The sequence below is a fragment of the Caulobacter sp. 05L422 genome, from assembly GCF_056397765.1.
The window spans coordinates 308,654-330,612 of sequence record NZ_JBFTOB010000002.1; the positions used below are offsets into that span (position 1 = coordinate 308,654).

Consider the following 21,959-nt stretch of genomic DNA (forward strand, 5'->3'; position numbering starts at 1 on the left):
ACAGCGATCCCGCAATGACCCGCGTCCTCGTCCCCCAGCTGGCCGAACCGCCCGCCCGCCCGATCGGCGGCGCGGTGCTGGCGCTCGCCGGCCAGACGATGGGCACGACCTGGTCGGTCAAGCTGGTCGCCCCGCCGACCGCGAACGCCGACGCCCTGACCGCCATGGCCCAGCGCGAGCTGGACGGCGTGGTGGAGCAGATGAGCCCGTGGGAGCCGCTGTCGGACCTGTCGCGCTACAACCGCGCGGCCGCCGGCAGCTGGACCGCCCTGCCCCCGGCCTTCGCCCAGGTGCTGCGCTGCGCCCTGGACGTGGCCGAGGCCACGCACGGCGCCTTCGATCCGACGCTGGGCGACCTGGTCGACCTCTGGGGCTTCGGGCCCCGCCCCTTCTCCGGCGAGCCGCCGAAAACCCAGGACGTCGTCGAGGCCCACACGGCCGCCGGCTGGCGTCGCGTGACCCTGGACGGCGACAGCCTGTTCCAGCCCGGCGGCCTGCGCCTGGACCTCAACGGGATCGCCAAGGGCTTTGCGGTCGACCAGGTCGCCGCCGCCCTCGACCGCGCGGGAGCCCGCTCCTACCTGGTCGAGGTCGGGGGCGAGCTGCGCGGGACCGGGGCCAAGCCCGATGGCCAGCCCTGGTGGGTCGAGTTGGAGCGGCCGCCCACCGCCCCCGCGCGCGGAGGCGCGCATCTTCATCCAGTTGACGACGGTTCGCGCACCCTGGTCGCCCTGCACGGCCTGTCCGTGGCGACCTCGGGCGACTACCGCCGGTTCTTCGAACACGACGGCCGCCGCTACGCCCACACGCTGGACCCGGCCACCGCCGCCCCGGTCGCCAACGCCACGGTCAGCGTCACGGTGCTGGACAAGAGCTGCATGCGCGCCGACGCCTACGCCACGGCCCTGACCGTGATGGCCCCCGACGCCGCCCTGGCCTTCGCGACCCAGCACGGCCTGGCCGCGATGATCCTGGCGCGCGGCCCGGCGGGCCTGGAAGAGCGCCTGTCGCCCGCCCTGTCGGCGATGCTCGACGCATGAGCGCTTTCTGGGAAGCCCTGACGCCCGAGGCCCGCCGCCTGTGGACCGCCGGCCTGGTGCTGGGCGTCTACGTCCTGTTCTGCCTGGCCATCGCCCTGCGCGAGGCCCTGCGCCGCCGCGCCACGCGCCGCGCCGCCGACGCCCTGTCGACCGGAACCGGCGCGCCCATCCTGGTCGTCCACGCCAGCCAGACCGGCTTCGCCGAGGAACTGGCCATGGCCACCGCCAAGCTGCTGGGCGACGCCGGCGCGCGGGTGACGCTGAAGAGCCTGGCGGAAGTGACGTCGTCGGACCTCACCACCGCCGGCCGCGCCCTGTTCGTGGTCAGCACCACCGGCGAGGGCGACGTCCCCGACACCGCCCGCCGTTTCATTCGTGACGTGATGAGCGGCGAGCCCGCCCTGCACGGCCTCAGTTACGGCGTGCTGGCCCTGGGCGACAGCAGCTACACCCACTTCTGCGCGTTCGGCCGCACGCTGGACGCCTGGCTGGCCCGCCACGGCGCCGCGCCGCTGTTCGACCGGGTCGAGGTCGACGACGGCGATCCGGCCGCCCTGCGCCACTGGCAGAGCCACGTCGGCGTGCTGGCCGGCGTCACCGACGCCCCCGACTGGACCCGTCCGCGCTACGGCCGCTGGCGGCTGGTCGATCGCCGCCGGTTGAACCCTGGCAGCCCCGCCGACGCGGCCTTCCACATCCGGCTCGAGGCGCTGGACGCCGCGACCTGGGAAGCCGGCGACATCCTGGAGGTCGGTCCCCGCAACGACCCGGCCGAGGTCGCGGCCCTGCTGGTCCGGCTGGGGCTGGACGGCTCGGCCCTGGTCGTCGCCGAGGAGGCCGCCACCCTGGCCGAGGCCCTGTCCTGGCGACGCCTGCCGCACGACGACGGCTTCGCGGCGGCCACGCCCCAGACCTTGGTCGACGCCCTGCCGCCCCTGCCCCACCGCGAATATTCGATCGCCTCGCTGCCGGCCGACGGCGGGGTCGAGCTGCTGGTCCGGGCGATGAAGCGGGCCGACGGCAAGCCGGGGCTGGGCTCGGGCTGGCTGACCGCCCACGCCGCGCAAGGCGCCGAGATCGCCGCGCGGGTGCGGACCAACCGCGCCTTCCACGGCCCGCAAGACGACCGGCCGCTGATCCTGATCGGCAACGGCACCGGCCTGGCCGGCCTGCGCGCCCACCTCAAAGCCCGCGCGGCCTCTGGACGTCACCGCAATTGGCTGGTGTTCGGCGAGCGCACCTCGGCCCACGACTTCTTCCATCGGGACGAGATCGAAGCCTGGCGGGCGGCTGGCGTGCTGGCCCGCCTGGACCTGGCCTTCTCCCGCGACCAGGACCGCAAGGTCTATGTCCAGCACCGGCTGATGGAAGCCGCCGAGCCCCTGCGCGCCTGGGTCGCCGACGGGGCGGCGATCTATGTCTGCGGCTCGCTGGAGGGGATGTCGGGCGACGTCCACGCCGTGCTCGTGTCGGTGCTGGGCGGAGAGACGATGGAGCGCCTGGCGGATGAAGGACGGTATCGTCGGGACGTGTACTGAGGCCGGGAACATGCACTTGTGCGTGTCCCCGGCAGATGCAGTGCGAAACTTGGGGACACGCCGCAAGGGCATGTCCCCGTCAGTTGGACAGACGATCCCGCTCCTCCGGCGTATTCGCCCCCCGCAGCCGCAACCGCAGCGCCTCGTCACAGGCCAGCGCCGCCAGCCCCGCCCGCTCGACCAGCCGCCGCAGCGGCCAGCCCGCCTCGGCGTCCGTCGGCAAGGCGGCCAACTTCAGCGCCATCGGCACGGGCAGCCCCTCGTAGAACGCTCCCGGCTCCCCGGCCGCCAGCAACGGCGCCAGGTCCTCGACCGTCACGGTCGGCGCATCGACCGCCAGCACCAGGGCCCGCGTCAGGCCGTGCGCCGCCAGGGCCCGCGCCCCGGCCAGCACCCCGCCCACCGGGCCCGCGCCTGGGGCCGGGTCGTCGACATGCTCCAGCCCGTGATCGCTGCCTGCCGTCAGCACGCGGACCGCGCCGGCCGCCGTCGCCAGGGCCGCCACCCGGTCGACCGCCCGCTGGCCGTCCCATTCCAGCGCGGCCTTGTCGGCGCCCATGCGACGCGAGGCGCCGCCGGTCAGGATGATCGCCCCAAACAGATTCATGCCGACAGACTAGGTCAGACAAAGTTCGCCGTCTGCACCCGCCCGTGGCCCGACGGGTTCGGACGAAAGCAGGTCAGGACAGGAAACCACGCTTCGTGATCGCGCCGCCGGACCGCGTGCTCCATCAAAGACTTGCGGCTTGTCTTCCAAGACGCGGCCGAAACGGTCTAGTGTCCGCCGCGATCAAGGGACGGAACATCGATGAACGATCGTAACGAGCGTCAACGCCGCCGCACGACCCAGAGCGCGACCATCCGCGACGTGGCCGCCCTGGCCGGCGTGTCGCCGATGACCGTGTCGCGGGTCATCAACCGCGAGACGACGGTCAAGTCCGAGACCAAGGCCCTGGTGGACGCGGCGATCCGCGACCTGAACTACGCGCCCAACCCCGCCGCCCGCAGCCTGGCCGGCTCGGCCCCGTTCCGCATCGGCCTGCTCTACGACAACCCGTCGACCGGCTACCTGTCGGAGTTCCTGGTCGGGGCGCTGGACGAAAGCAGCCGCACGGGCGCGCAGGTGGTGATCGAGAAGTGCGCCGAGCCCGAGCTGGCCGGCGCCACCCTGACCCGCCTGCTGAAGACCGGCGTCGACGGCCTGATCCTGCCCGCCCCGTTGTGCGAGAGCGCCCAGGTGCTGGCCGAGGTCAAGAAGGCCGGCGCCGCCGCCGTGGCCGTGGCCCCGGGCATGCCCAGCGCCGACATGGCCACCATCCGCATCGACAACGAGGCCGCCGCCTACGAGTTGGCCGAGCACCTGCTGGCCCTGGGCCACAAGCGTTTCGGCGTCATCAAGGGCCACCCCAACCAGACGGTCAGCCAGCAGCGCCTGGACGGCTTCCTGTCGGCCCTGAAGGCGGCCGGCGTCCCGGACGGCAACGTCCGCGTCGAGCAGGGCTACTTCACCTATCGCTCGGGCCTGGAGGCCGCCGAGCGGCTGCTGGGCGAGGACGACCGCCCCACCGCCATCTTCGCCGGCAACGACGACATGGCCGCGGCCACGGCGGGCGTCGCCCACCGCATGGGCCTGGACGTGCCGGAAGACCTGTCGATCGTCGGCTTCGACGACACCTCGATCGCCGCCAACATCTGGCCGGCCCTGACCACCGTCCACCAGCCCATCGCCGCCATGGCCCGCGCCGCCGTCGACCTGGTGCTGGAAGAGATCCGCCGCAAACGCGGCAAGGCCGGCGAGCCGAGGCAGCTGATGCACCCGCACACGCTGATCGTGCGGGATTCCACGGGGCCGGCCCCGGAGGGGTAGGACGTCAGCCTCGCGTCGGATGCCGTTCGGCCATGTAGCGACCGGGCGAGGCGCCCAGCGCCTTTCGGAACATGGTCACGAAGCTGGGCGCGCTCTCATAGCCGAGGTCGGCGGCGACCGTCTGGATCGAGGCGCCCCCGGCTAGCCATTTGACGGCCAGCACGATGCCCAGTTGCTGGCGCCAGCGTCCGAAGCTCATGCCGGTTTCCCGGGCGATCAGGCGCATCAGGGTCCGCTCGCTCATGCCGGCTCGCCGGGCCCAGCTATCCAGGGTTCCCCGAGCCGCCGGCGAGGCCATCATGTCCTCGACGATCCTGCGCAGGCGAGGGTCGCTCGGCATCGGTAGGTGGAGGTCCTCGACCTGCGCCTGCGCCAGTTCGTCCAGCAGCACCGACACCAGGCGCGAATTGGCGCCGCCCTCCTCGTAGAGGTAGGGCAGGTGCGCGGCTCGGGCCAGCAGTTCGCGCAGCAAGGGCGTCACCGACACCGCCCGGCAGGCCTCGGGCAGGCCCACGCCGACGTCCGGATCGATGAAGGCGTTGTAGCCTTCCAGCGTCCCGCTGGCCTTGATGGCGTGCAGCGCCCCGCCGGGGATCCAGATGGCGCTGCGCGGCGGCACGATCCAGAGCCCGCCTTCGACCTCGCAGCTGAGCGCGCCCCGCTGCACCAGGATGATCTGGCCCTTCCTGTGACGATGGTGATCGAGCTCGATCTCGCCGACGCCGTCCATTTCCGCGCCGAACGCCACGATCGGGCGAGGCACGTCGTCGGGTTCGATCCAGTCGTCGGTCGGCGCGGCGTTCAGGATCGGCAAGGCGCGCGCTCCGGCCGGATATCATCGATGGCGGGATTGAATAACATTCTGTCCAGACTTCGGAATGACGCCAAGCCTGGCCACGGCTATCGCAGACCCCTGGAGAAGTCGAGACCGCATCGACTTGGAGCCCGGAAGGAAATCATCGTGACCACATTGGCCAGCGAACGCGTCGCGCAGTTGTTGATCCGACTTCATGGTGACGCCGAGGCCTCGGATCGGGAGCACCTGGAGGCGATGATGGCGGCCATCGAGGCCCCGGGCGCGTCGATGGACGAGCTGATCGCGGGCCTGCTGGCCGAGGAGCGCTCCGACTATCGGGCGGTGTATCGCCGCTATGCGGGCAACTACCTGGCCGTCACCGCCAAGTATGGGCGCTTCCTCTACGCGATGGCCCGCGCCTGCAAGGCGACCCGCATCATCGAGTTCGGCACCTCGATGGGGATTTCGACGATCTATCTGGCCGCGGCCCTGCGCGACAATGGCGGCGGCCGGCTCGTCGGTTCGGAGTTCGAGCCCGCCAAGGTGGCTCGAGCCCGCGCCAATCTCGAGGCGGCGGGCCTCGGCGATCTGGTCGAGATCCGCGAAGGCGATGCGCGCGAGACGCTGAAGGACGCCGGCGGTGAAGTCGATCTGCTGCTGGTGGACGGCGCGTTCTCGCTCTACCTGCCGGTGCTCAAGCTCGTGGAACCCTATCTGCGCCCCGGCGCCGTGGTCCTGGGTGAGAACGCTTTCGACCCCGACTACCTGAGCTATGTGCGCGACCCCGACAACGGCTACCTGGCCCAGACGCTGCCCCTTGATGAAGGTCGCGGCAACGAGTTCGCCGTGAGGGTGAAGTGATGGCCAAGATGACCTTGTCCTTGCGGCCGCCCCCCAAGGCGCCGGGACGCCTGAGCCAGGCGCTGACGCGGCTGCTGATGAAGCGCGCGACCGTCGTCGCCGTCGAACCGCTGGCCGACCGCTTCGGGCTTGTCACGCTGGAGGGGCCGGCCCTGGCGGGCGTCAGTTGGACACCCGGACAGAAGATCCAGATCGCCATGGGTTCGGCGTTCACGGCGCGCACCTACACCCCGATGGACTGGGATAGCGCGAAGGGGCGCACCCGGATCCTCGGTTTCGCGCATGGCGCCGGGCCGGGAAGCGCCTGGCTGCGAGCGCTCCAACCCGGCGCCGAATGCGACATCTTCGGCCCGCGCGCCTCGCTGGAGGTTGGAGGCATGGCCGGGCCGCTGGCTGTCTTCGGCGACGAAACCTCGATGGGCCTGGCGCATGCGTTGGCGGCGCGGGACCGCGCCCGACCGATTTCATGCGCCTTCGAGGTCGGCGACGTCGAAGACGCCAAACGGGTCATGGCTCGGCTCGGTCTTCCCGACGCCGGGTTATTCGCGAGGACTGGCGACGATGCGCATCTCGAGGCGATGGCGAGCACGTTCGCGCCGCTGGTCGCCGCTGGTGCGTCCTTCGTGCTGACCGGAAGGGCGGGCGCCGTCCAAAGGCTTCGCCAGGGCCTGAAGCTTCATGGCGTCCCGCCGGGGCGCATCGCCAGCAAGGCCTACTGGGCGCCCGGCAAGATCGGCCTGGATTAACGCCCGATCACGCCCCCGTCGCCCCCTCCACCAAAGACCGCACCAGCTCGGCGTCCGCGTCCGTGGCCGGGTTGTAGACGACCATGCTCAGGTCGGGCCGGCCGTCGACGACGAAGGCGGAATATTCCATCGCCAGCGGGCCCAGGATCGGGTGGCGCAGGTGCTTGGTCCCCTCGCCATGCGCGAGCACGTCGTTCTCCAGCCAAAGGCGCTTGAACTCGGGGCTGGTCAGGCAGAGCTCGTCGACCAGCTGGCTGACCTCGGACATCGCACCGACCCGCGCCGCGTCCGCGCGGAAGGTGTTGACCACGAACCGGGCCACGCGTTCCCAGTCGTGCTGGGCGGCGCGGACCCGGGGGTTGCCGAACATCATCCGCAGCAGGTTGCGCTGGTCGGGCGGCAGAGCGCCGTAGTCGGTCAGCACCACGGCGGCGGCGCGGTTCCAGGCGATGATGTCCCAGGTCGCGGTCTTGATCATGGCGGGGCTGAAGGCCATGCCGTCCAGCACCCGCTGCAGGCGGGGCGACACCCCCTCGCTGGCCTTGTAGCGAACCTCGGGCGGACGCCCCAGGCCGAGCAGGAAAACATGCTCGCGCTCGACATCGGTCAGCATCAGGGCGCCGGCGATCCGGTTCAGCACGTCGGCCGAGGGCGCGCCGCCCCGCCCCTGCTCCAGCCAGGTGTACCAGGTGGGGCTGATGTTGGCGCGCTGGGCGACCTCTTCGCGGCGCAGGCCCGACGTCCGCCGGCGCGACGCCGGGAACCCCAGGGCGGCCGGATCCAGGCGCGTGCGGCGGTCCTTGAGATAGGCTCCCAACCGGTTTTCCGTCTCGACGCTCATGCCGATCCTGTTAGGTATTATACTAGGATAAAGTCACTACTTTAATAGGATCATCCTAGGGCGATATCCCTCTCCGGACAACACTCGGAGAGTTTCCATGCGTGTCTTCCTCACCGGCGCGACCGGCTTCATCGGCTCGGCCATCGTTCCGCAACTGCTCAAGGCGGGTCATCAGGTCCTGGGGCTGACGCGATCGGACGCCGGCGCCCAGGCGCTGGCCGCCGCGGGCGCGCGGGCCCATCGCGGCAGCCTGGAGGACCTGGATAGCCTGCGCGCCGGCGCGGCCCAGGCCGACGGCGTGATCCACTGCGCCTTCGACCACGACTTCTCCAACTTCCTGGCCAATTGCGAGAAAGACGCGCGCGCCATCGAGGCCCTGGCCTCGGCGCTGAGGGGATCGGATCGCCCGCTGGTCATCACCTCGGGCGTCGGCATGGGAAGCCCCGGACCTGGCCAGCCGGCGACCGAGGACGTCTTCAACCTCGACCATCCCAACCCCCGCAGCGCCTCGGAGATCGCCGGCGCGGCGGCCCTGGAGGCCGGCGTCAACGTCTCGGTGATGCGCCTTCCCCAGGTCCACGACCCGGTCAAGCAGGGGCTGATCACGCCTTCGATCGAGATCGCGCGCGCCAAGGGGATCTCGGCCTATGTCGGCGACGGCGCCAATCGCTGGGCGGCCGCCCACGTGCTGGACGTCGCGCGCCTCTATCCGCTGGCCCTGGAGCGCGGACAAGCCGGGGCCCGCTACAACGCGGTGGCCGAGGAAGGCGTCTCGGCCCGCGAGATCGCCGAAGTCGTCGGCGCGGGCCTGAAGGTTCCCGTGGTGTCCCTGACGCCGGAAGAGGCGGCGGGTCATTTCGGCTGGTTCGCGATGTTCGCGGGCCTGGACATGCCGGCGTCCAGCGCCTGGACGCGGCAGACCCTGGGCTGGACCCCCACGGGCCCGGACCTGATCGCCGATCTCAAGGCGATGGACTACGGGGTCTGAGGTCGTATCGACCTTCGATCCTCGGAGAAGGTTGGGCGGACCTATCCGGGGTAGCAGAATGCGGGGCCCAATCGCTCGAACGAAATCGTCCTGTGCACCGTCACCTGGGAGCGCCATAGCCCCATGTGGCCTGCTCCAAAGGGGCGTTGCGTTCGATGGCCGACGAAGGTGACCAAGAACGGCTGAACAGAGTAGCAGTCCCGTTTGTCATCATACCCGACCGGTTCGACCAGTTGGCCCAGGCGAGGCTGGTCGAACCGGTACTCCAGCCAATCCGTCTCCTTGTAGGAAGGACGCGCCTTTGGAATCGCGGTCGCGCCCTCGACAAAGGTTGAACCTTCGAACTCGTAGAGCCAGACGCCGGAATACTGGCGAGCGCGGCCGTCAAAGCCGATTTCCCTGCATGCGGAAAGCGCAAGGCCAAGCGCGATCAGGATGACCCATCTGAAGTTCATGGTTGAGCTAACCGCGTTTCCCGACGTCCGACCAGGGTCGCGAACCGAGATTGATCCGACGAAGGTTGGAGGCTCACCCCTCTTCCGTGATCCCGTCCACCCGGTCCGGATAGAACGCCAGGTGGTCCTGGATCGCGGCCACCGACGGATAGGCCGCCTTGTAGGTCCAGATGGCGTTGACCGACCGCTCGCCGCCCGACGGGATGCTGAAATACGAGGCCTCGCCCTTGTAGGGGCAGTAGGTGGCGTGGTCGGTGCGGGCCAGAAGCGTCATGTCGACGTCCTTGCGCGGGATGTATTGCACCGCCGGATAGGACGCCTCCTTCAGGGTCAGGGCGTCGCGGGTGTCGGCGATGACCTTGCCGCCCAGGGTGACGACCACCCGCCTGGGATTCGGCGTGACGGTGATGGGGTGATCGGGCCCCGGAATCTTGATCGGGCGATCGGTCATGGCGTTGTCCCGCTAAAGCTTACACCGTTGTAAGTGGTCTCCGGCCGGTCCTTCCGCTAGGGCATAGGCGCGATTTGCACCTCGCGCCGGGGCTTGCGCTGAGCGTCGTGTTAGCGCTAACAACGTCATCGACAAGTGACGGGGGGGCGTGGGCGGCGAGTTAAGACCGGTCCAACGCGCCCGCCAGGGAGAGAGACGACCGGTGGCCCTTAGCGATTTCCTTCCCGACGATTGGCGTGACGCGACCCTGCTGGGCCGCATCGACTTCGGCCAGGGTCCGACTCCCGTCCTGATCCGCGGCGGCCGGATCGAAGACGTCAGCAAGATCGCCCCGACCACCTCCGACCTGATGAACGCCTTCGAGCCCGGCGCGGCGATCCCGCGCGGCGAGGACCTGGGCCCGCTGGAGGCGCTGGACGTGCGCGCCGTGTGGGAGAACCCGGAAGGCGCGGCCGCCAAGCTGCTGGCCCCGGTCGACCTGCAGGTGCTGAAGGCCGCCGGCGTGACCTTCGCCGTCTCGACCCTGGAGCGGGTGATCGAGGAACGCGCGCGCGGCGACGCCGCCGCCGCCCTGAAGATCCGCGAGCAGCTGTCGGCCAGCATGGGCGGCGACCTGCGCAGCGTGAACCCGGGTTCGGAAGGCGCCGACCGCCTGAAGCAGACCCTGATCGCCGACGGCCTGTGGTCGCAGTACCTGGAAGTCGCCATCGGCCCCGACGCCGAGATCTTCACCAAGGGTCCGACCCTGTCCTCGATGGGCTGGGGCGACCACGTGGGCGTGCGCAGCGACAGCCACTGGAACAATCCCGAGCCGGAAGTCGTGCTGCTGTGCGACGGCCAGGGCCGGATCCGCGGCGCCTCGCTGGGCAACGACGTCAACCTGCGCGACTTCGAAGGCCGCTCGGCCCTGCTGCTCAGCAAGGCCAAGGACAACAACGCCTCGTGCTCGATCGGCCCGTTCTTCCGCCTGTTCGACGACGGCTTCTCGCTGGACGACGTGCGCTCGGCCGAAGTGACGCTGAACATCACCGGCCGCGACAACTTCGTGCTCGACGGCCACAGCAACATGAGCCTGATCAGCCGCGACCCGGCCGTGCTGGCCGGCCAGGCCTACGGCAAGCAGCACCAGTACCCCGACGGCTTCGCCCTGTTCCTGGGCACGATGTTCGCCCCGATCCAGGATCGCGACGCCGCCGGTCAGGGTTTCACCCACAAGGTCGGCGACCGCGTGCGCGTGGCCACCCCCAAGCTGGGCGTCCTGGAGAACGAGGTCACCACCTGCGATCTCGCCGCCCCGTGGACGTTCGGCGTCTCCGCCCTGATCCGCAATCTGGCCGGCCGAGGCCTGCTGTGAACATTGAAGTAAAGCGCCCGCAAGTGAGCACCTCCTCCGCCATCTATCCCAGCCTTCGAGGCAAACGCGTCGTCATCACCGGCGGCGGTTCGGGCATCGGGGCGGGCATCGTCGCCGGCTTCGCGCGCCAGGGCTCGGAAGTCATCTTCCTGGACGTCGCCGACGAAGACTCCAAGGCGCTGGCCGCGCAACTCGCGGGCTCCAACATCGCGCCGACCTACATCCGCTGCGACCTGATGGACCTGGACGCGGTGGCCAAGACCTTCGCCGACATCGGTCCCATCGACGTGCTGGTCAACAACGCCGGCAACGACGACCGCCACAAGCTGGCCGACGTGACGCCCGCCTATTGGGACGAGCGCATGAACGTCAACCTGCGCCACATGCTGTTCTGCACCCAGGCCGTGGCCCCGGGGATGAAGGCGCGCGGCGGCGGGGCGGTGATCAACTTCGGTTCGATCAGCTGGCACCTGGGCCTGGAGGACCTGGTCCTCTACGAAACCGCCAAGGCCGGCATCGAGGGCATGACCCGCGCCCTGGCCCGCGAGCTGGGTCCCGACGACATCCGCGTCACCTGCGTGGTGCCGGGCAACGTCAAGACCAAGCGCCAGGAGAAGTGGTACACGCCCGAGGGCGAGGCCGAGATCGTCAAGGCCCAGGCCCTGAAGGGCCGCCTGATCCCCGAGAACGTCGCCTCGCTGGTGATGTTCCTGGCCTCGGACGACGCGAGCCTGTGCACCGGCCACGAATACTGGATCGACGCCGGCTGGCGTTGATCGGCGCGTAACCCCCGCGCACCCGGCCTCGCTCCAAAAAGCGCCGCGCCGATCCTCGACCTTTGGAGGTGCTGTCGCGAGGCGGCCGAGGGGGTATACCGCTATGAACCGAGAGGACGTCGCGCATGCCTAACCCCACCTGCGTCTGGGACCTGAAGGCCACCCTCGGCGAGGGGCCGATCTGGTCGGCCGAGGAACAGGCCGTGTGGTTCGTCGACATCAAGGGCCACAAGGTCCACCGCTTCCATCCGGCCAGCGGCGAGACGGCCAGCTTCGACGCTCCCGACCAGGTGACCTTCCTGGCGCCCCGGGCCGGCGGCGGCTTCGTGGCGGGGCTGAAGAGCGGCCTGCACCACTTCCACCCCGACAGCGGCTTCGCCTTCCTGGGCGAGATCGAGGACGCGGCCCTGAACAACCGCCCCAACGACGCCACCGTCGACGGCGCGGGCCGGCTGTGGTTCGGCACCATGCACGACGGCGAGGAGGCCCCGACGGGCGCGCTCTACCGCCTGGACGAGGCGGGCCGGCCGATCCAGCAGGACAGCGGCGTCTGCATCACCAACGGTCCCTGCGTGTCGCCCGACGGCAAGACCTTCTACCACACCGACACCCTGGAAAAGGTGATCTGGGCCTACGACCTGGACGCCGACGGGGCGCTGTCGAACAAGCGTCCGTTCTTCAAGCTCGAGATCGACGACGCCTGGCCCGACGGCTCGGTGGTCGACGCCGAGGGCTTCGTCTGGACGGCCCTGTGGGGCGGCCACGGCGCGCTGCGCCTGTCGCCCGCCGGCGAGATCGTCGATCGCGTCACGCTCGACGCCATCAACGTCACCAAGCCCTGCTTCGGCGGGCCCGACCTGAAGACCATCTATTTCACCACCGCCCGCAAGGGCCTGAGCGACGAGCAACTCGCCGCCTATCCCCTGTGCGGCGGCCTGTTCGCCCTGCCCGTCGCCGTCGCCGGCCAGCCCCAATACGAGGTGCGTCTTGACCGCCCCTGATAGAACTCCCCGCCGCTTCCGCTCGCGCGACTGGTTCGACAATCCGGACCACATCGACATGACCGCCCTCTATCTGGAGCGGTTCATGAACTACGGGATCACCCCGGAGGAACTGCGCAGCGGCAAGCCGATCATCGGCATCGCCCAGACCGGCAGCGACATCTCGCCGTGCAACCGCATCCACCTGGACCTGGTGACCCGGATCCGCGACGGCATCCGCGACGCCGGCGGCATCCCGATGGAGTTCCCGGTCCACCCGATCTTCGAGAACTGCCGTCGCCCGACGGCGGCCCTGGACCGCAACCTGTCGTATCTGGGCCTGGTCGAGACGCTGCACGGCTATCCGATCGACGCCGTGGTCCTGACCACCGGCTGCGACAAGACCACCCCGGCCGGCATCATGGCCGCCACCACGGTCAACATCCCGGCCATCGTCCTGTCGGGCGGTCCGATGCTGGACGGCTGGCACGACGGCGAGCTGGTCGGTTCGGGCACGGTGATCTGGCGCTCGCGCCGCAAGCTGGCGGCCGGCGAGATCAACGAGGACGAGTTCATCCAGCGCGCCGCCGACAGCGCCCCCTCGGCCGGCCACTGCAACACCATGGGCACCGCCTCGACCATGAACGCCGTGGCCGAGGCCCTGGGCCTGTCGCTGACCGGCTGCGCGGCCATCCCCGCCCCCTATCGCGAGCGCGGCCAGATGGCCTATCGCACGGGCCAGCGGATCGTCGACCTGGCCTATGAGGACATCAAGCCCAAGGACATCCTGACCAAGCAGGCGTTCGAGAACGCCATCGCCCTGGTCGCGGCGGCCGGCGGCTCGACCAACGCCCAGCCTCATATCGCCGCCATGGCGCGGCATGCGGGGCTCGAAATCACCGCCGACGACTGGCGGGCGGCCTACGACATCCCGTTGATCGTCAACATGCAGCCGGCCGGCAAGTATCTGGGCGAGCGCTTCCACCGGGCCGGCGGCGCGCCGGCGGTGCTGTGGGAGCTGCTGCAACAGGGCCGCCTGCACGGCGACGTCCTGACCGTCACCGGCAAGACGATGGCGCAGAACCTGGAAGGCCGCGAGACCAAGGACCGCGAGGTGATCTTCCCCTACGCCGAGCCGCTGGCGCAGAAGGCCGGGTTCCTGGTGCTGAAGGGCAACCTGTTCGACTTCGCGATCATGAAGTCCAGCGTCATCGGCGCCGACTTCCGGGCACGCTACCTCAGCAAGCCCGGCCAGGAAGACATCTTCGAGGCCCGGGCCATCGTGTTCGACGGCTCGGACGACTATCACGCCCGGATCAACGACCCGGCCCTGGCCATCGACGAGCACTGCATCCTGGTGATCCGCGGCGCGGGTCCGATCGGCTGGCCGGGCTCTGCCGAGGTCGTCAACATGCAGCCGCCGGACGCCCTGCTGAAGCGCGGCATCATGAGCCTGCCCACCCTGGGCGACGGCCGCCAGTCGGGCACCGCCGACAGCCCCTCGATCCTCAACGCCTCGCCCGAAAGCGCGATCGGCGGCGGCCTGTCGTGGCTGCGCACCGGCGACACCATCCGCATCGACCTGAACACCGGCCGCTGCGACGCCCTGGTGGACGAGGCCGTGATCGCCGAGCGCCGCAAGGAAGGCATCCCGGCCGTCCCGGCCACCATGACCCCCTGGCAGGAAATCTACCGCGCCCACACGGGCCAGCTGGAGACCGGCGGGGTCCTGGAGTTCGCCGTGAAGTACCAGGACCTGGCGTCCAAGCTGCCCAGGCATAACCACTGATCTGGAAGGCCCTCGGAGCGATCCGAGGGCCTTTGGTTTGGGGATCGGCGGCTAACACTTGCCCCCTACGGACCGCTTCGCGGTCGTCTTCCCCCACAGGGGGAAGAGGCGCGCCGTGCGTTGGGGGGGGTCCTCCGCCCCCTATGGGGGCGGACAGACGGCGAAGCCGTCAGGTGGGGGCAAGTGGGTGAGATCCCACGGTTGACGCCCCTCCCCGATCCGCCAACCTTCCCGGCATGACGCCCGCCCGCCCCCAGGTCCCGTCCGAGATCATCGTTCGCCTCCGGACCCTCTGCCGCGCCCTGCCGGAAACCCGCGAGGAAGCCGCCTGGGTCGGGACGCGCTGGCGGGTGCGGGACAAGACCTTCGCCCATGTGCTGATGATCGCCGAGGGCCGACCGCAGGCCTATGCGCGGGCGGCCAAGACGGACGGCTGCGTCGTCACCTTCCGCACGCTGGATCGCCAGTTCGACCCGGTCGACTTCGAGGCCCCGCCGTTCTTCCGCCCGGTCTGGTTCCCCAACATCGTGGGCCTGGTCCTGGACGAGGCGACCGACTGGGACCAGTTGGCGGAACTGCTGAAGGTCAGCTATCGCGTCCTGGCCCCGCAGAAATTGGTCGAGGCGCTGGACGGAGCCACGCGATGACGGCGGTGCGAGGCGCCAAGCCGGAAGACCTCAAGCCCCTGGCCCGCCTGTGGTGGTCCGGCTGGCGGGACGGCCACGAGGGGCTGCTGCCCGAGGCCCTGAGGCGTCTGCGCACGCTGGAAAGCTTCGAGGAACGCATGGCGCTCGCCCTGCCCAAGGTGCGCACCCTCGGCCCCGTCGGGGCGCCGCTGGGCTTCCACCTGCTGAAGGACGACGAGCTCTATCAGTTCTACCTGGCCGCCGAGGCGCGCGGGACCGGGGCGGCGGCGGTGCTGATGGCCGACGCCGAGGCGCGGCTGGCCCGGGCCGGCGTCGAGACCGCCTGGCTGGCCTGCGCGATCGGCAACGCCCGGGCCGCGCGGTTCTACGAGAAGTCCGGCTGGACGATGGCGAGGATCGAGAACGTGCCGACCGAAACGTCCGAGGGCCTCTTCCCGCTGGAGGTCTGGCGCTACGAGAAACGGCTGGCCGGCTAGGGGATTTGCCCGGGCGCCCCTGCGGCGATGGCCCGATGGCGGCGGGTCCGGGCGACGCGCAAAGCTTCTGTCTTCAGGCTCGGCTCGCCGCCACGGCGGGCCCGGGCCTCACGACGGGAGACGTTCCATGGCGGGCAGGATCCGGACGGCCTTGGCGATCGCGCTGCTGGTCGGCGAGCTTGGGATGGCCGGCTCGGCGCTCGGCCAGTCGCAGCAGGACGAGGCAGAGTGCTCGCGGCAGGCCACCCAGCAGACCGGCTTCGACCCGATGAATCCGCCCCAGCCCGCCCAGGCTTCGGCCGCCCCGGTGACGGGCAGCGGGGCCAGGGTCAAGGGCGCGGCGGTCGGGGCCGGCATCGGCGCCATCTCGGGCGGCGACGCGGGCGACGCGGCCGTGGCCGGAGCGGTCGCGGGCGGGGTCGTCCGACGCGGCAAGAACCGGCGCGCGGCACGCTCCCAGAACGAGGCCAACGCCCAGGCCGTGGCGGCCAGCCAGGCGGCCTTCGACCAGGCGCGCGCCAGCTGCCTGGCGGGCCGCCGTTGAACTAGCCGCCGACCGCGCCCGTGCCGAAGTCGAACTGTTCCGGCCGCGCCTTGCCGCCGCCCAGGGCGTAGGTGAAGCCGAAGAACACCGCCCTCACGTCCACCCGGCGCTCGACGCGCTGCTGCAGGGTCGGCGTGTCGAGGATCGCGTTGTCCTTGAACGAGTCCAGCACGTCGTTGGCCGTGACCACGAAGTTCAGCTTGTCGTTGACCTTGCGGCGATAGCCCAGGTTCAGCATCGAGATCGGCTCGCGATAGCCCTGGGGCGTCAGGCGCTTGCCCGAGGTGAAGCCGTTCAGCTGGAAGAAGTCCTTGGGCGTGGCCTGCCAGCTGAGGCTGCCGCGGCCCGTGAGGGTCGTGCCCGAGCGCGTGCCCGCCACGCCCAGGGTCGTGGACTGGATCTCGTTCCAATAGGCGTTGCCGCTGACATTGTAGCTGAGCTTGGGGGTCAGCTTGCCGTTGGCCACCAGCTCCAGCCCGCCGTTGCGGCTCTTGGCCAGGTTCTCGCGGGTGGTCAGGAAGACGCCGTCGCCCAGGTTCCGCACCACGTTGGTCACCCCGTCGCGGCTTTCGCGGTAGTACAGCGTGGCCAGGTACGAGGCGGGTCCCTTCCGGTACTGATACCCCAGCTCGTAGGAGTCGGTGATCTGCGGCTTCAGGTCGGGATTGCCGGCGAAGAAGTTCTTGGGGTCCTGGTAGATCGGATAGGGGTTCAGGTCCTGGGCCTGCGGACGCTGGACCCGCTTGCTGTAGTTGGCCGTCACCGTCTGGGTCTGGCTCAGTGTGTAGCCCATGTGCAGCGACGGATAGACGTGGAAGTAGGCGTTGTCGTCCTTCTGGCCGGTCGTCACCTGGTTGGTGCGGATCTCGACCTGCTCGGCGCGCAGGCCGCCCAGCACCGTGAAGTCGCCGAACGGGCGCTCGTAGGTGACGTAGCCCGCATAGACGTCCTGGCTGTAGAGGAAGCGGTTGGTGCGGCGCGGATCCTCGGTCTGGTCGGCGGCCGTCGGGCCGGTCGAGCCGTGGTTGTCGTAGTCGTTGTCGACGACCTCGAAATCCAGCCCGGTCTTCAGCTTGGCCTCGTCGGGCATCGGGCGGGTGTAGTCGAGCTTGAAGTTCACGCGGTCCTGGTCCGAACCGAAGCCGAACGACTCGTAGACGTCGGCGACCGCCGCGTTGTCGATGAAGGCCTTGCCGTCGCGCTGGAAGTCGGTGACCTCGTACTCCAGGTGGGCGTCCAGCTCGTGCTCGGAGCCCTTGAACTGGTGGCGCCAGTCGCCGCTGACCGCGCTGTTGTCGCGTTGCATGCGGGCGCCCGAGGCGCGCGTATAGACCGGCGCGGTCGGCGACACGGTCAGGTCGGTGAAGCTCTCCACGCCGTCGGCGTCGTAGTCCATGCCGCGGTAACGGACCTCGGCGCTGAGCCGGTCCTTCGGGGTCAGGTTGTAGTCGAGGCCGCCGCGCAGGTTCACCGAGCTGCCGTCGTTCACGAACGCCCCGTCCTGCAGGGTGTGGGCCGGGGCGACGACCAGGGGCATGGTCTCGCGCTCGTCGGTCGACCAGAACTTCTGGCGGTCGTAGCGATAGCCGGCCTCGCCCGACAGGGTCAGCTTGCCCTTGACCAGATTGCCGGTGATCCCGGTGTTGTAGCGGTTGTTGGGACTGACGTTCAGCTTGAACGAGCCGGTCGCGCCGGGCTTGTGGGTCTTCTTGGTGATCAGGTTGATGATCCCGGCCGTGCCGTCGGGGCGGTAGGCGGCCGAAGGGTTGGTCATCACCTCGACGCGGTCGATCTGGTCGGCCGGCATCTGCTGCAGGGCGTCGGCCTTGCCCTCGCCGTTGAACATGCTGGACGGCTTGCCGTCGATCATGATCGTGACGTTCGGATCGCCGCGCAGGCTGACATTGCCCTGCACGTCGACCTCGACCGAGGGGATGTTGCGCAGGGCGTCGCTGATCGAGCCGGTCTTGGCCGACAGGTCGTTGGCGACGCTGTAGCTGCGGCGGTCGATCGAGGTGCGCATGGCGGTGGAGTCGCTGGTCACCGTCACGCCCTCGACGGCGGTGGGGGTGTCGGAGGCCTTGCCTTGCGCGGGCGCGGGTTTGCTCGCCGGAGCGGGCGCCGGAGCCGTCTGGGCCAGGACCAGGCTCGGCGACAGGATCGCCGTGGCGGCAAGCAACAGGACTTTCAGGCGCAAGGTCATCCCCCGATGGATACTTGAGCGGCAAGGTGAAGCTTGCCCACGACTTAGAGGCGCGAAAGAGGCCAACTCGCGAGCCGAAGCAAATGTCTTTTCGGCAATGTTTTCGCGAAGAGGGCGCGCAGGACGGTTGCGGGCCGATGACAGCGTTGACACTATCCCCTCGCGTCGGCCGATCGGGGCGGCGGGCGGAGGCTCCGAACCACCGCTTGCACGCTGATACCGGTAACACTAAGGTCACGCCAACCAAGGCCCCGCTTCAGGGCTCGTTAGGGATCAAACGCGGCCTTCGGGCCTCATGGGGAAGATACAGTGGCATCTGTAGCTAACGCCGGACCGAGTCCGGGGATGAGCGCCGACGGCGCCAAAGTGAACATCGCCTTCATCGCCGCCATCGTGGCCGTCGCCACCATCGGCGGCTTCATGTTCGGCTACGACAGCGGCGTCATCAACGGCACGCAGGAAGGCCTGAACAGCGCCTTCCACCTGACCGAGTTCGGCACCGGCCTGAACGTCGCCGCCATCCTGATCGGCTGCGCCTTTGGCGCCTTCGCCGCCGGCCGCCTGGCCGACGTCTGGGGCCGCCGCACGGTGATGATCGTCGCCGCCCTGCTGTTCCTGATCAGCGCCATCGGCACCGGCGCGGCCCCCAGCTCGACCGTGTTCGTCATCTTCCGCCTGATCGGCGGCCTGGGCGTGGGCGCGGCCAGCGTGCTGTGCCCGGTCTACATCTCAGAAGTCACGCCCGCCAACATCCGCGGCCGCCTGTCGTCCGTGCAGCAGATCATGATCATCACCGGCCTGACCGGCGCCTTCGTGGCCAACTACATCCTGGCCCACACCGCCGGCAGCTCGACCGCCGAGTTCTGGCTGGGCTTCCCCGCCTGGCGCTGGATGTTCTGGATGCAGGTCATCCCGGCCGGCGTCTTCTTCTTCGCCCTGCTGACCATTCCGGAAAGCCCGCGCTACCTGGTCGCCAAGGGCAAGGACGCCCAGGCCGAAGCCATTCTCTCGCGCCTGTTCGGGCCGGGGACCGGCGCGGCCAAGGTCGCCGAGATCCGCGCCTCGCTGAGCGCCGACCACAAGCCCAAGTTCTCCGACCTGCTGGATCCGGTCAGCAAGAAGATCCGCCCGATCCTGTGGGCCGGCCTGGTCCTGGCCATCTTCCAGCAACTGGTCGGCATCAACATCGTCTTCTACTACGGCTCGGTGCTGTGGCAGTCGGTCGGCTTCTCCGAAGACGACAGCCTGAAGATCAACATCCTGTCGGGCGCGCTGTCGATCCTGGCCTGCCTGGCCGCCATCGCCGTGATCGACAAGATCGGCCGCAAGCCGCTGCTGCTGATCGGCTCGGCCGGCATGGCCGTGACCTTGGGCATCCTGACCTACTGCTTCTCCACCGCCACCACGGTGAACGGCGCGCTGCACCTGGCCAGCGGCACGGGCGTTCTGGCCCTGGTCGCGGCCAACGCCTATGTGGTGTTCTTCAACTTCAGCTGGGGCCCGGTGATGTGGGTCATGCTGGGCGAGATGTTCCCCAACCAGATGCGCGGCTCGGCCCTGGCCGTCGCCGGCTTCGCCCAATGGATGGCCAACTTCGCCATCTCGTTCAGCTTCCCGGCCATGGCCAAGCTCAGCCTGTCGGCGACCTACGGCTTCTATGCGCTCAGCGCCGTGGTCTCGTTCTTCCTGGTCCAGAAGCTGATCCACGAGACCCGTGGCAAGGAACTGGAGGCGATGCAGGGCTAGGCCCTCTTCGCATCGACGAACTGGAAACGCCCGGGAGGTTCCGCCTCCCGGGCGTTTTCTTGTGCGGTTTTTCCTTTGCCGGACGTCGCTTTCAGCGTCAGTTTCAGACCGGCGAAAACCCGCGAAAACCGGGAATGACACCGGTGGACAAGGCCGTGGCCTTGCCGCTAAGTGGCCGGCAACAAGCGTGCGAACGCTACAGTCGGGAGGAGTTTTTCATGGTCGATGTCAGCCGTCGCGGCGCCCTTGGCTCCCTGCTCACCGGAGCGGCGGTCGCCGCCGTTCCCGCCGCGTCGCAGGCCGCCCAGATGGGCACGCTGCCGGGCAAGCCGGAAGCCGGCGCGGGACCGACCTGGGTCAAGGGGATCGAAGGCCAGCGCAAGGCCGACCTGGGCGACGGGACCTTCCTCAACCCCATCCTGGCCGGCGACCATCCCGACCCGTCGATCCTCAAGGACGGCGACGACTACTACATGACCCACTCGTCGTTCGACGCCTATCCGGGCCTGCTGATCTGGCATTCCAGGGACCTGGTGAACTGGACGCCGGTCGGTCCCACCCTGAAGAAGAACGTCGGCTCGATATGGGCGCCCGAGCTCTGCAAGCACAAGGGCCGCTACTACATCTACCTGCCGGCCAAGTTCCCGGACAACAACACCAGCTACGTGATCTGGGCCGACAAGATCGAGGGCCCGTGGAGCGAGCCGGTCGACCTGAAGCTGCCGCGCTACATCGACCCCGGCCACGTGGTCGACGAGAAGGGCGTGCGCTGGCTGTTCCTGTCGGGCGGCGACCGCATCCAGCTGGCGCCCGACGGCCTGTCGACGGTCGGCCAGCCCGAGCACGTCTACAATCCCTGGCGCTATCCGGACGACTGGGACGTCGAGGGCTTCTCGCCCGAAGGCCCCAAGGTGATGAAGCGCGGCGACTACTACTACCTGGTCACCGCCGTGGGCGGCACGGCCGGCCCGCCGACCGGCCACATGGTCATCGTCGCCCGCGCCAAGTCGCTGGGCGGTCCGTGGGAGGACGATCCCCGCAACCCGGTCGTGCGCACGACCGACAACAGCGAGAAGTGGTGGTCGCGCGGCCACGCCACCCTGGTCGAAGGCCCGGCCGGCGACTGGTGGACCGTCTATCACGGCTACGAAAACGGCTTCTACACCCTGGGCCGCCAGACCCTGCTGGCCCCCGTCACCTGGACCAAGGACGGCTGGTTCGAGGTCGGCGGCGGCGACCTTTCGAAGCCCCTGGCCAAGCCCAAGGGCGGCAAGGCCCTGCCCCACGGCATGGCGCTGTCCGACGACTTCACGACCGACAAGCTGGGCGTGCAGTGGAGCTTCTTCGACCCCAAGCCGGGCGACCGCGACCGGATCAAGCGCGAGGGCGGCGTCCTGACCCTGAAGGGCGCCGGCGAGGCACCCAGCACGGGCGCGCCGCTGATCTTCGTCAACGGCGACCAGGCCTACGAGATCGAGTGCGAGATCGAGATCGACGCCGACACCCGCGCCGGCCTGATCCTGTTCTACGACCGCCAGCTCTATTGCGGCCTGGGCTTCGACGCCAAGAACTTCGTCACCCACCAGTACGGCATCGAGCGCGGGCGCCCCTCGAACCCACACGGGTCGAAGATGCTGATGCGGCTGCGCAACGACCGCCACATCGTGGCCTTCCACACCAGCGGCGACGGCGGCAAGACCTGGAAGCGCTTCGACCGGGGCATGGAGGTCTCGGGCTACCACCACAATGTGCGCGGCGGCTTCCTGATGCTGAAGCCGGGCCTCTACGCGGCGGGCAAGGGCTCGGCGCGGTTCCGGAACTTCAAGTACCGGGCGCTGGCTTAACCCCAAAGGCTGTCATC

General features: G+C 69.5%; 20 protein-coding genes and 1 pseudogene. 15 read left to right on the forward strand and 6 right to left on the reverse strand.

Annotation, left to right across the window (positions count from 1 at the left end):
- The first annotated feature begins 14 nt into the window (after positions 1 to 14).
- Positions 15 to 1,040, forward strand: a complete 1,026-nt coding sequence (locus tag AC1DMQ_RS03730) for an FAD:protein FMN transferase (RefSeq protein WP_477032201.1) — start codon at positions 15 to 17, stop codon at positions 1,038 to 1,040.
- A complete protein-coding gene (locus AC1DMQ_RS03735) occupies positions 1,037 to 2,578 on the forward strand; it encodes a flavodoxin domain-containing protein (protein ID WP_477032202.1) in 1,542 nt (513 codons plus the stop codon). The genes AC1DMQ_RS03730 and AC1DMQ_RS03735 overlap by 4 nt, the downstream gene beginning before the upstream one ends.
- 79 nt (positions 2,579 to 2,657) lie before the next feature.
- Here AC1DMQ_RS03735 and AC1DMQ_RS03740 read toward each other — a convergent pair whose 3' ends face one another.
- Positions 2,658 to 3,185, reverse strand: a complete 528-nt coding sequence (locus AC1DMQ_RS03740) for an NTP transferase domain-containing protein (RefSeq protein WP_477032203.1) — start codon at positions 3,183 to 3,185, stop codon at positions 2,658 to 2,660.
- 201 nt (positions 3,186 to 3,386) lie between these two features.
- On the opposite strand from AC1DMQ_RS03740, the gene AC1DMQ_RS03745 reads away from it, so the two are divergent.
- Positions 3,387 to 4,445, forward strand: coding sequence for a LacI family DNA-binding transcriptional regulator (locus tag AC1DMQ_RS03745; protein WP_477032204.1), 1,059 nt, complete (start codon positions 3,387 to 3,389; stop codon positions 4,443 to 4,445).
- A gap of 4 nt (positions 4,446 to 4,449) precedes the next feature.
- Here the strand turns inward: AC1DMQ_RS03745 and AC1DMQ_RS03750 are convergent, their stop codons facing one another.
- The gene (locus tag AC1DMQ_RS03750) at positions 4,450 to 5,259 is read right to left on the reverse strand and encodes an AraC family transcriptional regulator (RefSeq protein WP_477032205.1); all 810 of its coding nucleotides are present in this window, start codon (positions 5,257 to 5,259) and stop codon (positions 4,450 to 4,452) included.
- Between the two features lie 147 nt (positions 5,260 to 5,406).
- On the opposite strand from AC1DMQ_RS03750, the gene AC1DMQ_RS03755 reads away from it, so the two are divergent.
- Together AC1DMQ_RS03755 and AC1DMQ_RS03760 are read left to right on the forward strand one after the other, a co-directional pair.
- Entirely contained in the window at positions 5,407 to 6,102 is a 696-nt protein-coding gene (locus AC1DMQ_RS03755) for an O-methyltransferase (RefSeq protein ID WP_477032206.1), read from the forward strand.
- Entirely contained in the window at positions 6,102 to 6,848 is a 747-nt protein-coding gene (locus AC1DMQ_RS03760) for a siderophore-interacting protein (protein ID WP_477032207.1), read from the forward strand. The genes AC1DMQ_RS03755 and AC1DMQ_RS03760 overlap by 1 nt, the downstream gene beginning before the upstream one ends.
- 7 nt (positions 6,849 to 6,855) lie before the next feature.
- On the opposite strand, the gene AC1DMQ_RS03765 is transcribed toward AC1DMQ_RS03760, so the two are convergent.
- Positions 6,856 to 7,689, reverse strand: coding sequence for a helix-turn-helix transcriptional regulator (locus AC1DMQ_RS03765; RefSeq protein ID WP_477032208.1), 834 nt, complete (start codon positions 7,687 to 7,689; stop codon positions 6,856 to 6,858).
- A gap of 97 nt (positions 7,690 to 7,786) precedes the next feature.
- On the opposite strand from AC1DMQ_RS03765, the gene AC1DMQ_RS03770 reads away from it, so the two are divergent.
- The gene (locus tag AC1DMQ_RS03770) at positions 7,787 to 8,677 is read left to right on the forward strand and encodes an SDR family oxidoreductase (RefSeq protein ID WP_477032209.1); all 891 of its coding nucleotides are present in this window, start codon (positions 7,787 to 7,789) and stop codon (positions 8,675 to 8,677) included.
- Positions 8,678 to 8,718: 41 nt separating this feature from the next.
- Here the strand turns inward: AC1DMQ_RS03770 and AC1DMQ_RS03775 are convergent, their stop codons facing one another.
- Together AC1DMQ_RS03775 and AC1DMQ_RS03780 are read right to left on the reverse strand one after the other, a co-directional pair.
- Positions 8,719 to 9,132: a hypothetical protein gene (locus tag AC1DMQ_RS03775; protein WP_477032210.1), complete on the reverse strand. Its 414-nt coding sequence runs from the start codon at positions 9,130 to 9,132 to the stop codon at positions 8,719 to 8,721.
- 73 nt (positions 9,133 to 9,205) lie between these two features.
- Positions 9,206 to 9,583 (reverse strand): DUF427 domain-containing protein, encoded by a 378-nt coding sequence (locus AC1DMQ_RS03780; protein WP_477032211.1) that lies wholly within the window; start codon positions 9,581 to 9,583, stop codon positions 9,206 to 9,208.
- A gap of 202 nt (positions 9,584 to 9,785) precedes the next feature.
- Between AC1DMQ_RS03780 and AC1DMQ_RS03785 the strand changes: the two genes are divergently transcribed.
- From AC1DMQ_RS03785 to AC1DMQ_RS03815, 7 genes and pseudogenes are all read left to right on the forward strand, one after another.
- On the forward strand, positions 9,786 to 10,937 hold the full coding sequence (locus tag AC1DMQ_RS03785) for a fumarylacetoacetate hydrolase family protein (RefSeq protein WP_477032212.1): 1,152 nt from the start codon (positions 9,786 to 9,788) through the stop codon (positions 10,935 to 10,937).
- 23 nt (positions 10,938 to 10,960) lie between these two features.
- A complete protein-coding gene (gene xylB, locus AC1DMQ_RS03790; RefSeq protein ID WP_477032213.1) occupies positions 10,961 to 11,713 on the forward strand; it encodes a D-xylose 1-dehydrogenase in 753 nt (250 codons plus the stop codon).
- A 125-nt stretch (positions 11,714 to 11,838) separates the two neighbouring features.
- Positions 11,839 to 12,714, forward strand: coding sequence for a D-xylonolactone lactonase (gene xylC, locus AC1DMQ_RS03795; RefSeq protein ID WP_477032214.1), 876 nt, complete (start codon positions 11,839 to 11,841; stop codon positions 12,712 to 12,714).
- Positions 12,701 to 14,482, forward strand: a complete 1,782-nt coding sequence (gene xylD / locus AC1DMQ_RS03800; RefSeq protein ID WP_477032215.1) for a xylonate dehydratase XylD — start codon at positions 12,701 to 12,703, stop codon at positions 14,480 to 14,482. The genes xylC and xylD overlap by 14 nt, the downstream gene beginning before the upstream one ends.
- Positions 14,483 to 14,718: 236 nt before the next feature.
- Positions 14,719 to 15,129, forward strand: coding sequence for an MmcQ/YjbR family DNA-binding protein (locus tag AC1DMQ_RS03805; protein ID WP_477032216.1), 411 nt, complete (start codon positions 14,719 to 14,721; stop codon positions 15,127 to 15,129).
- A 29-nt stretch (positions 15,130 to 15,158) separates the two neighbouring features.
- A pseudogene (locus tag AC1DMQ_RS03810) lies at positions 15,159 to 15,605 on the forward strand (GNAT family N-acetyltransferase); the annotation flags it as partial.
- A 127-nt stretch (positions 15,606 to 15,732) separates the two neighbouring features.
- Positions 15,733 to 16,149, forward strand: coding sequence for a hypothetical protein (locus AC1DMQ_RS03815; protein ID WP_477032217.1), 417 nt, complete (start codon positions 15,733 to 15,735; stop codon positions 16,147 to 16,149).
- Position 16,150: 1 nt separating this feature from the next.
- Here the strand turns inward: AC1DMQ_RS03815 and AC1DMQ_RS03820 are convergent, their stop codons facing one another.
- On the reverse strand, positions 16,151 to 18,346 hold the full coding sequence (locus tag AC1DMQ_RS03820; protein ID WP_477032218.1) for a TonB-dependent receptor domain-containing protein: 2,196 nt from the start codon (positions 18,344 to 18,346) through the stop codon (positions 16,151 to 16,153).
- Between the two features lie 315 nt (positions 18,347 to 18,661).
- Between AC1DMQ_RS03820 and AC1DMQ_RS03825 the strand changes: the two genes are divergently transcribed.
- On the forward strand, positions 18,662 to 20,098 hold the full coding sequence (locus tag AC1DMQ_RS03825) for a sugar porter family MFS transporter (RefSeq protein ID WP_477032219.1): 1,437 nt from the start codon (positions 18,662 to 18,664) through the stop codon (positions 20,096 to 20,098).
- Positions 20,099 to 20,316: 218 nt separating this feature from the next.
- Positions 20,317 to 21,942, forward strand: a complete 1,626-nt coding sequence (locus tag AC1DMQ_RS03830; protein ID WP_477032220.1) for a family 43 glycosylhydrolase — start codon at positions 20,317 to 20,319, stop codon at positions 21,940 to 21,942.
- Positions 21,943 to 21,959 lie beyond the last annotated feature (17 nt).

Bases quoted from the DNA above. Each gene is read 5' to 3' on its own strand.
- AC1DMQ_RS03760 (WP_477032207.1), top strand. From the start codon at position 6,102: ATGGCCAAGATGACCTTGTCCTTGCGGCCGCCCCCCAAGGCGCCGGGA.
- AC1DMQ_RS03765 (WP_477032208.1), bottom strand. From the start codon at position 7,689: ATGAGCGTCGAGACGGAAAACCGGTTGGGAGCCTATCTCAAGGACCGC.
- AC1DMQ_RS03830 (WP_477032220.1), top strand. From the start codon at position 20,317: ATGGTCGATGTCAGCCGTCGCGGCGCCCTTGGCTCCCTGCTCACCGGA.
- AC1DMQ_RS03735 (WP_477032202.1), top strand. From the start codon at position 1,037: ATGAGCGCTTTCTGGGAAGCCCTGACGCCCGAGGCCCGCCGCCTGTGG.
- AC1DMQ_RS03770 (WP_477032209.1), top strand. From the start codon at position 7,787: ATGCGTGTCTTCCTCACCGGCGCGACCGGCTTCATCGGCTCGGCCATC.
- AC1DMQ_RS03730 (WP_477032201.1), top strand. From the start codon at position 15: ATGACCCGCGTCCTCGTCCCCCAGCTGGCCGAACCGCCCGCCCGCCCG.
- xylC (WP_477032214.1), top strand. From the start codon at position 11,839: ATGCCTAACCCCACCTGCGTCTGGGACCTGAAGGCCACCCTCGGCGAG.
- AC1DMQ_RS03740 (WP_477032203.1), bottom strand. From the start codon at position 3,185: ATGAATCTGTTTGGGGCGATCATCCTGACCGGCGGCGCCTCGCGTCGC.
- AC1DMQ_RS03780 (WP_477032211.1), bottom strand. From the start codon at position 9,583: ATGACCGATCGCCCGATCAAGATTCCGGGGCCCGATCACCCCATCACC.
- AC1DMQ_RS03815 (WP_477032217.1), top strand. From the start codon at position 15,733: ATGGCGGGCAGGATCCGGACGGCCTTGGCGATCGCGCTGCTGGTCGGC.
- AC1DMQ_RS03805 (WP_477032216.1), top strand. From the start codon at position 14,719: ATGACGCCCGCCCGCCCCCAGGTCCCGTCCGAGATCATCGTTCGCCTC.
- AC1DMQ_RS03745 (WP_477032204.1), top strand. From the start codon at position 3,387: ATGAACGATCGTAACGAGCGTCAACGCCGCCGCACGACCCAGAGCGCG.
- AC1DMQ_RS03775 (WP_477032210.1), bottom strand. From the start codon at position 9,132: ATGAACTTCAGATGGGTCATCCTGATCGCGCTTGGCCTTGCGCTTTCC.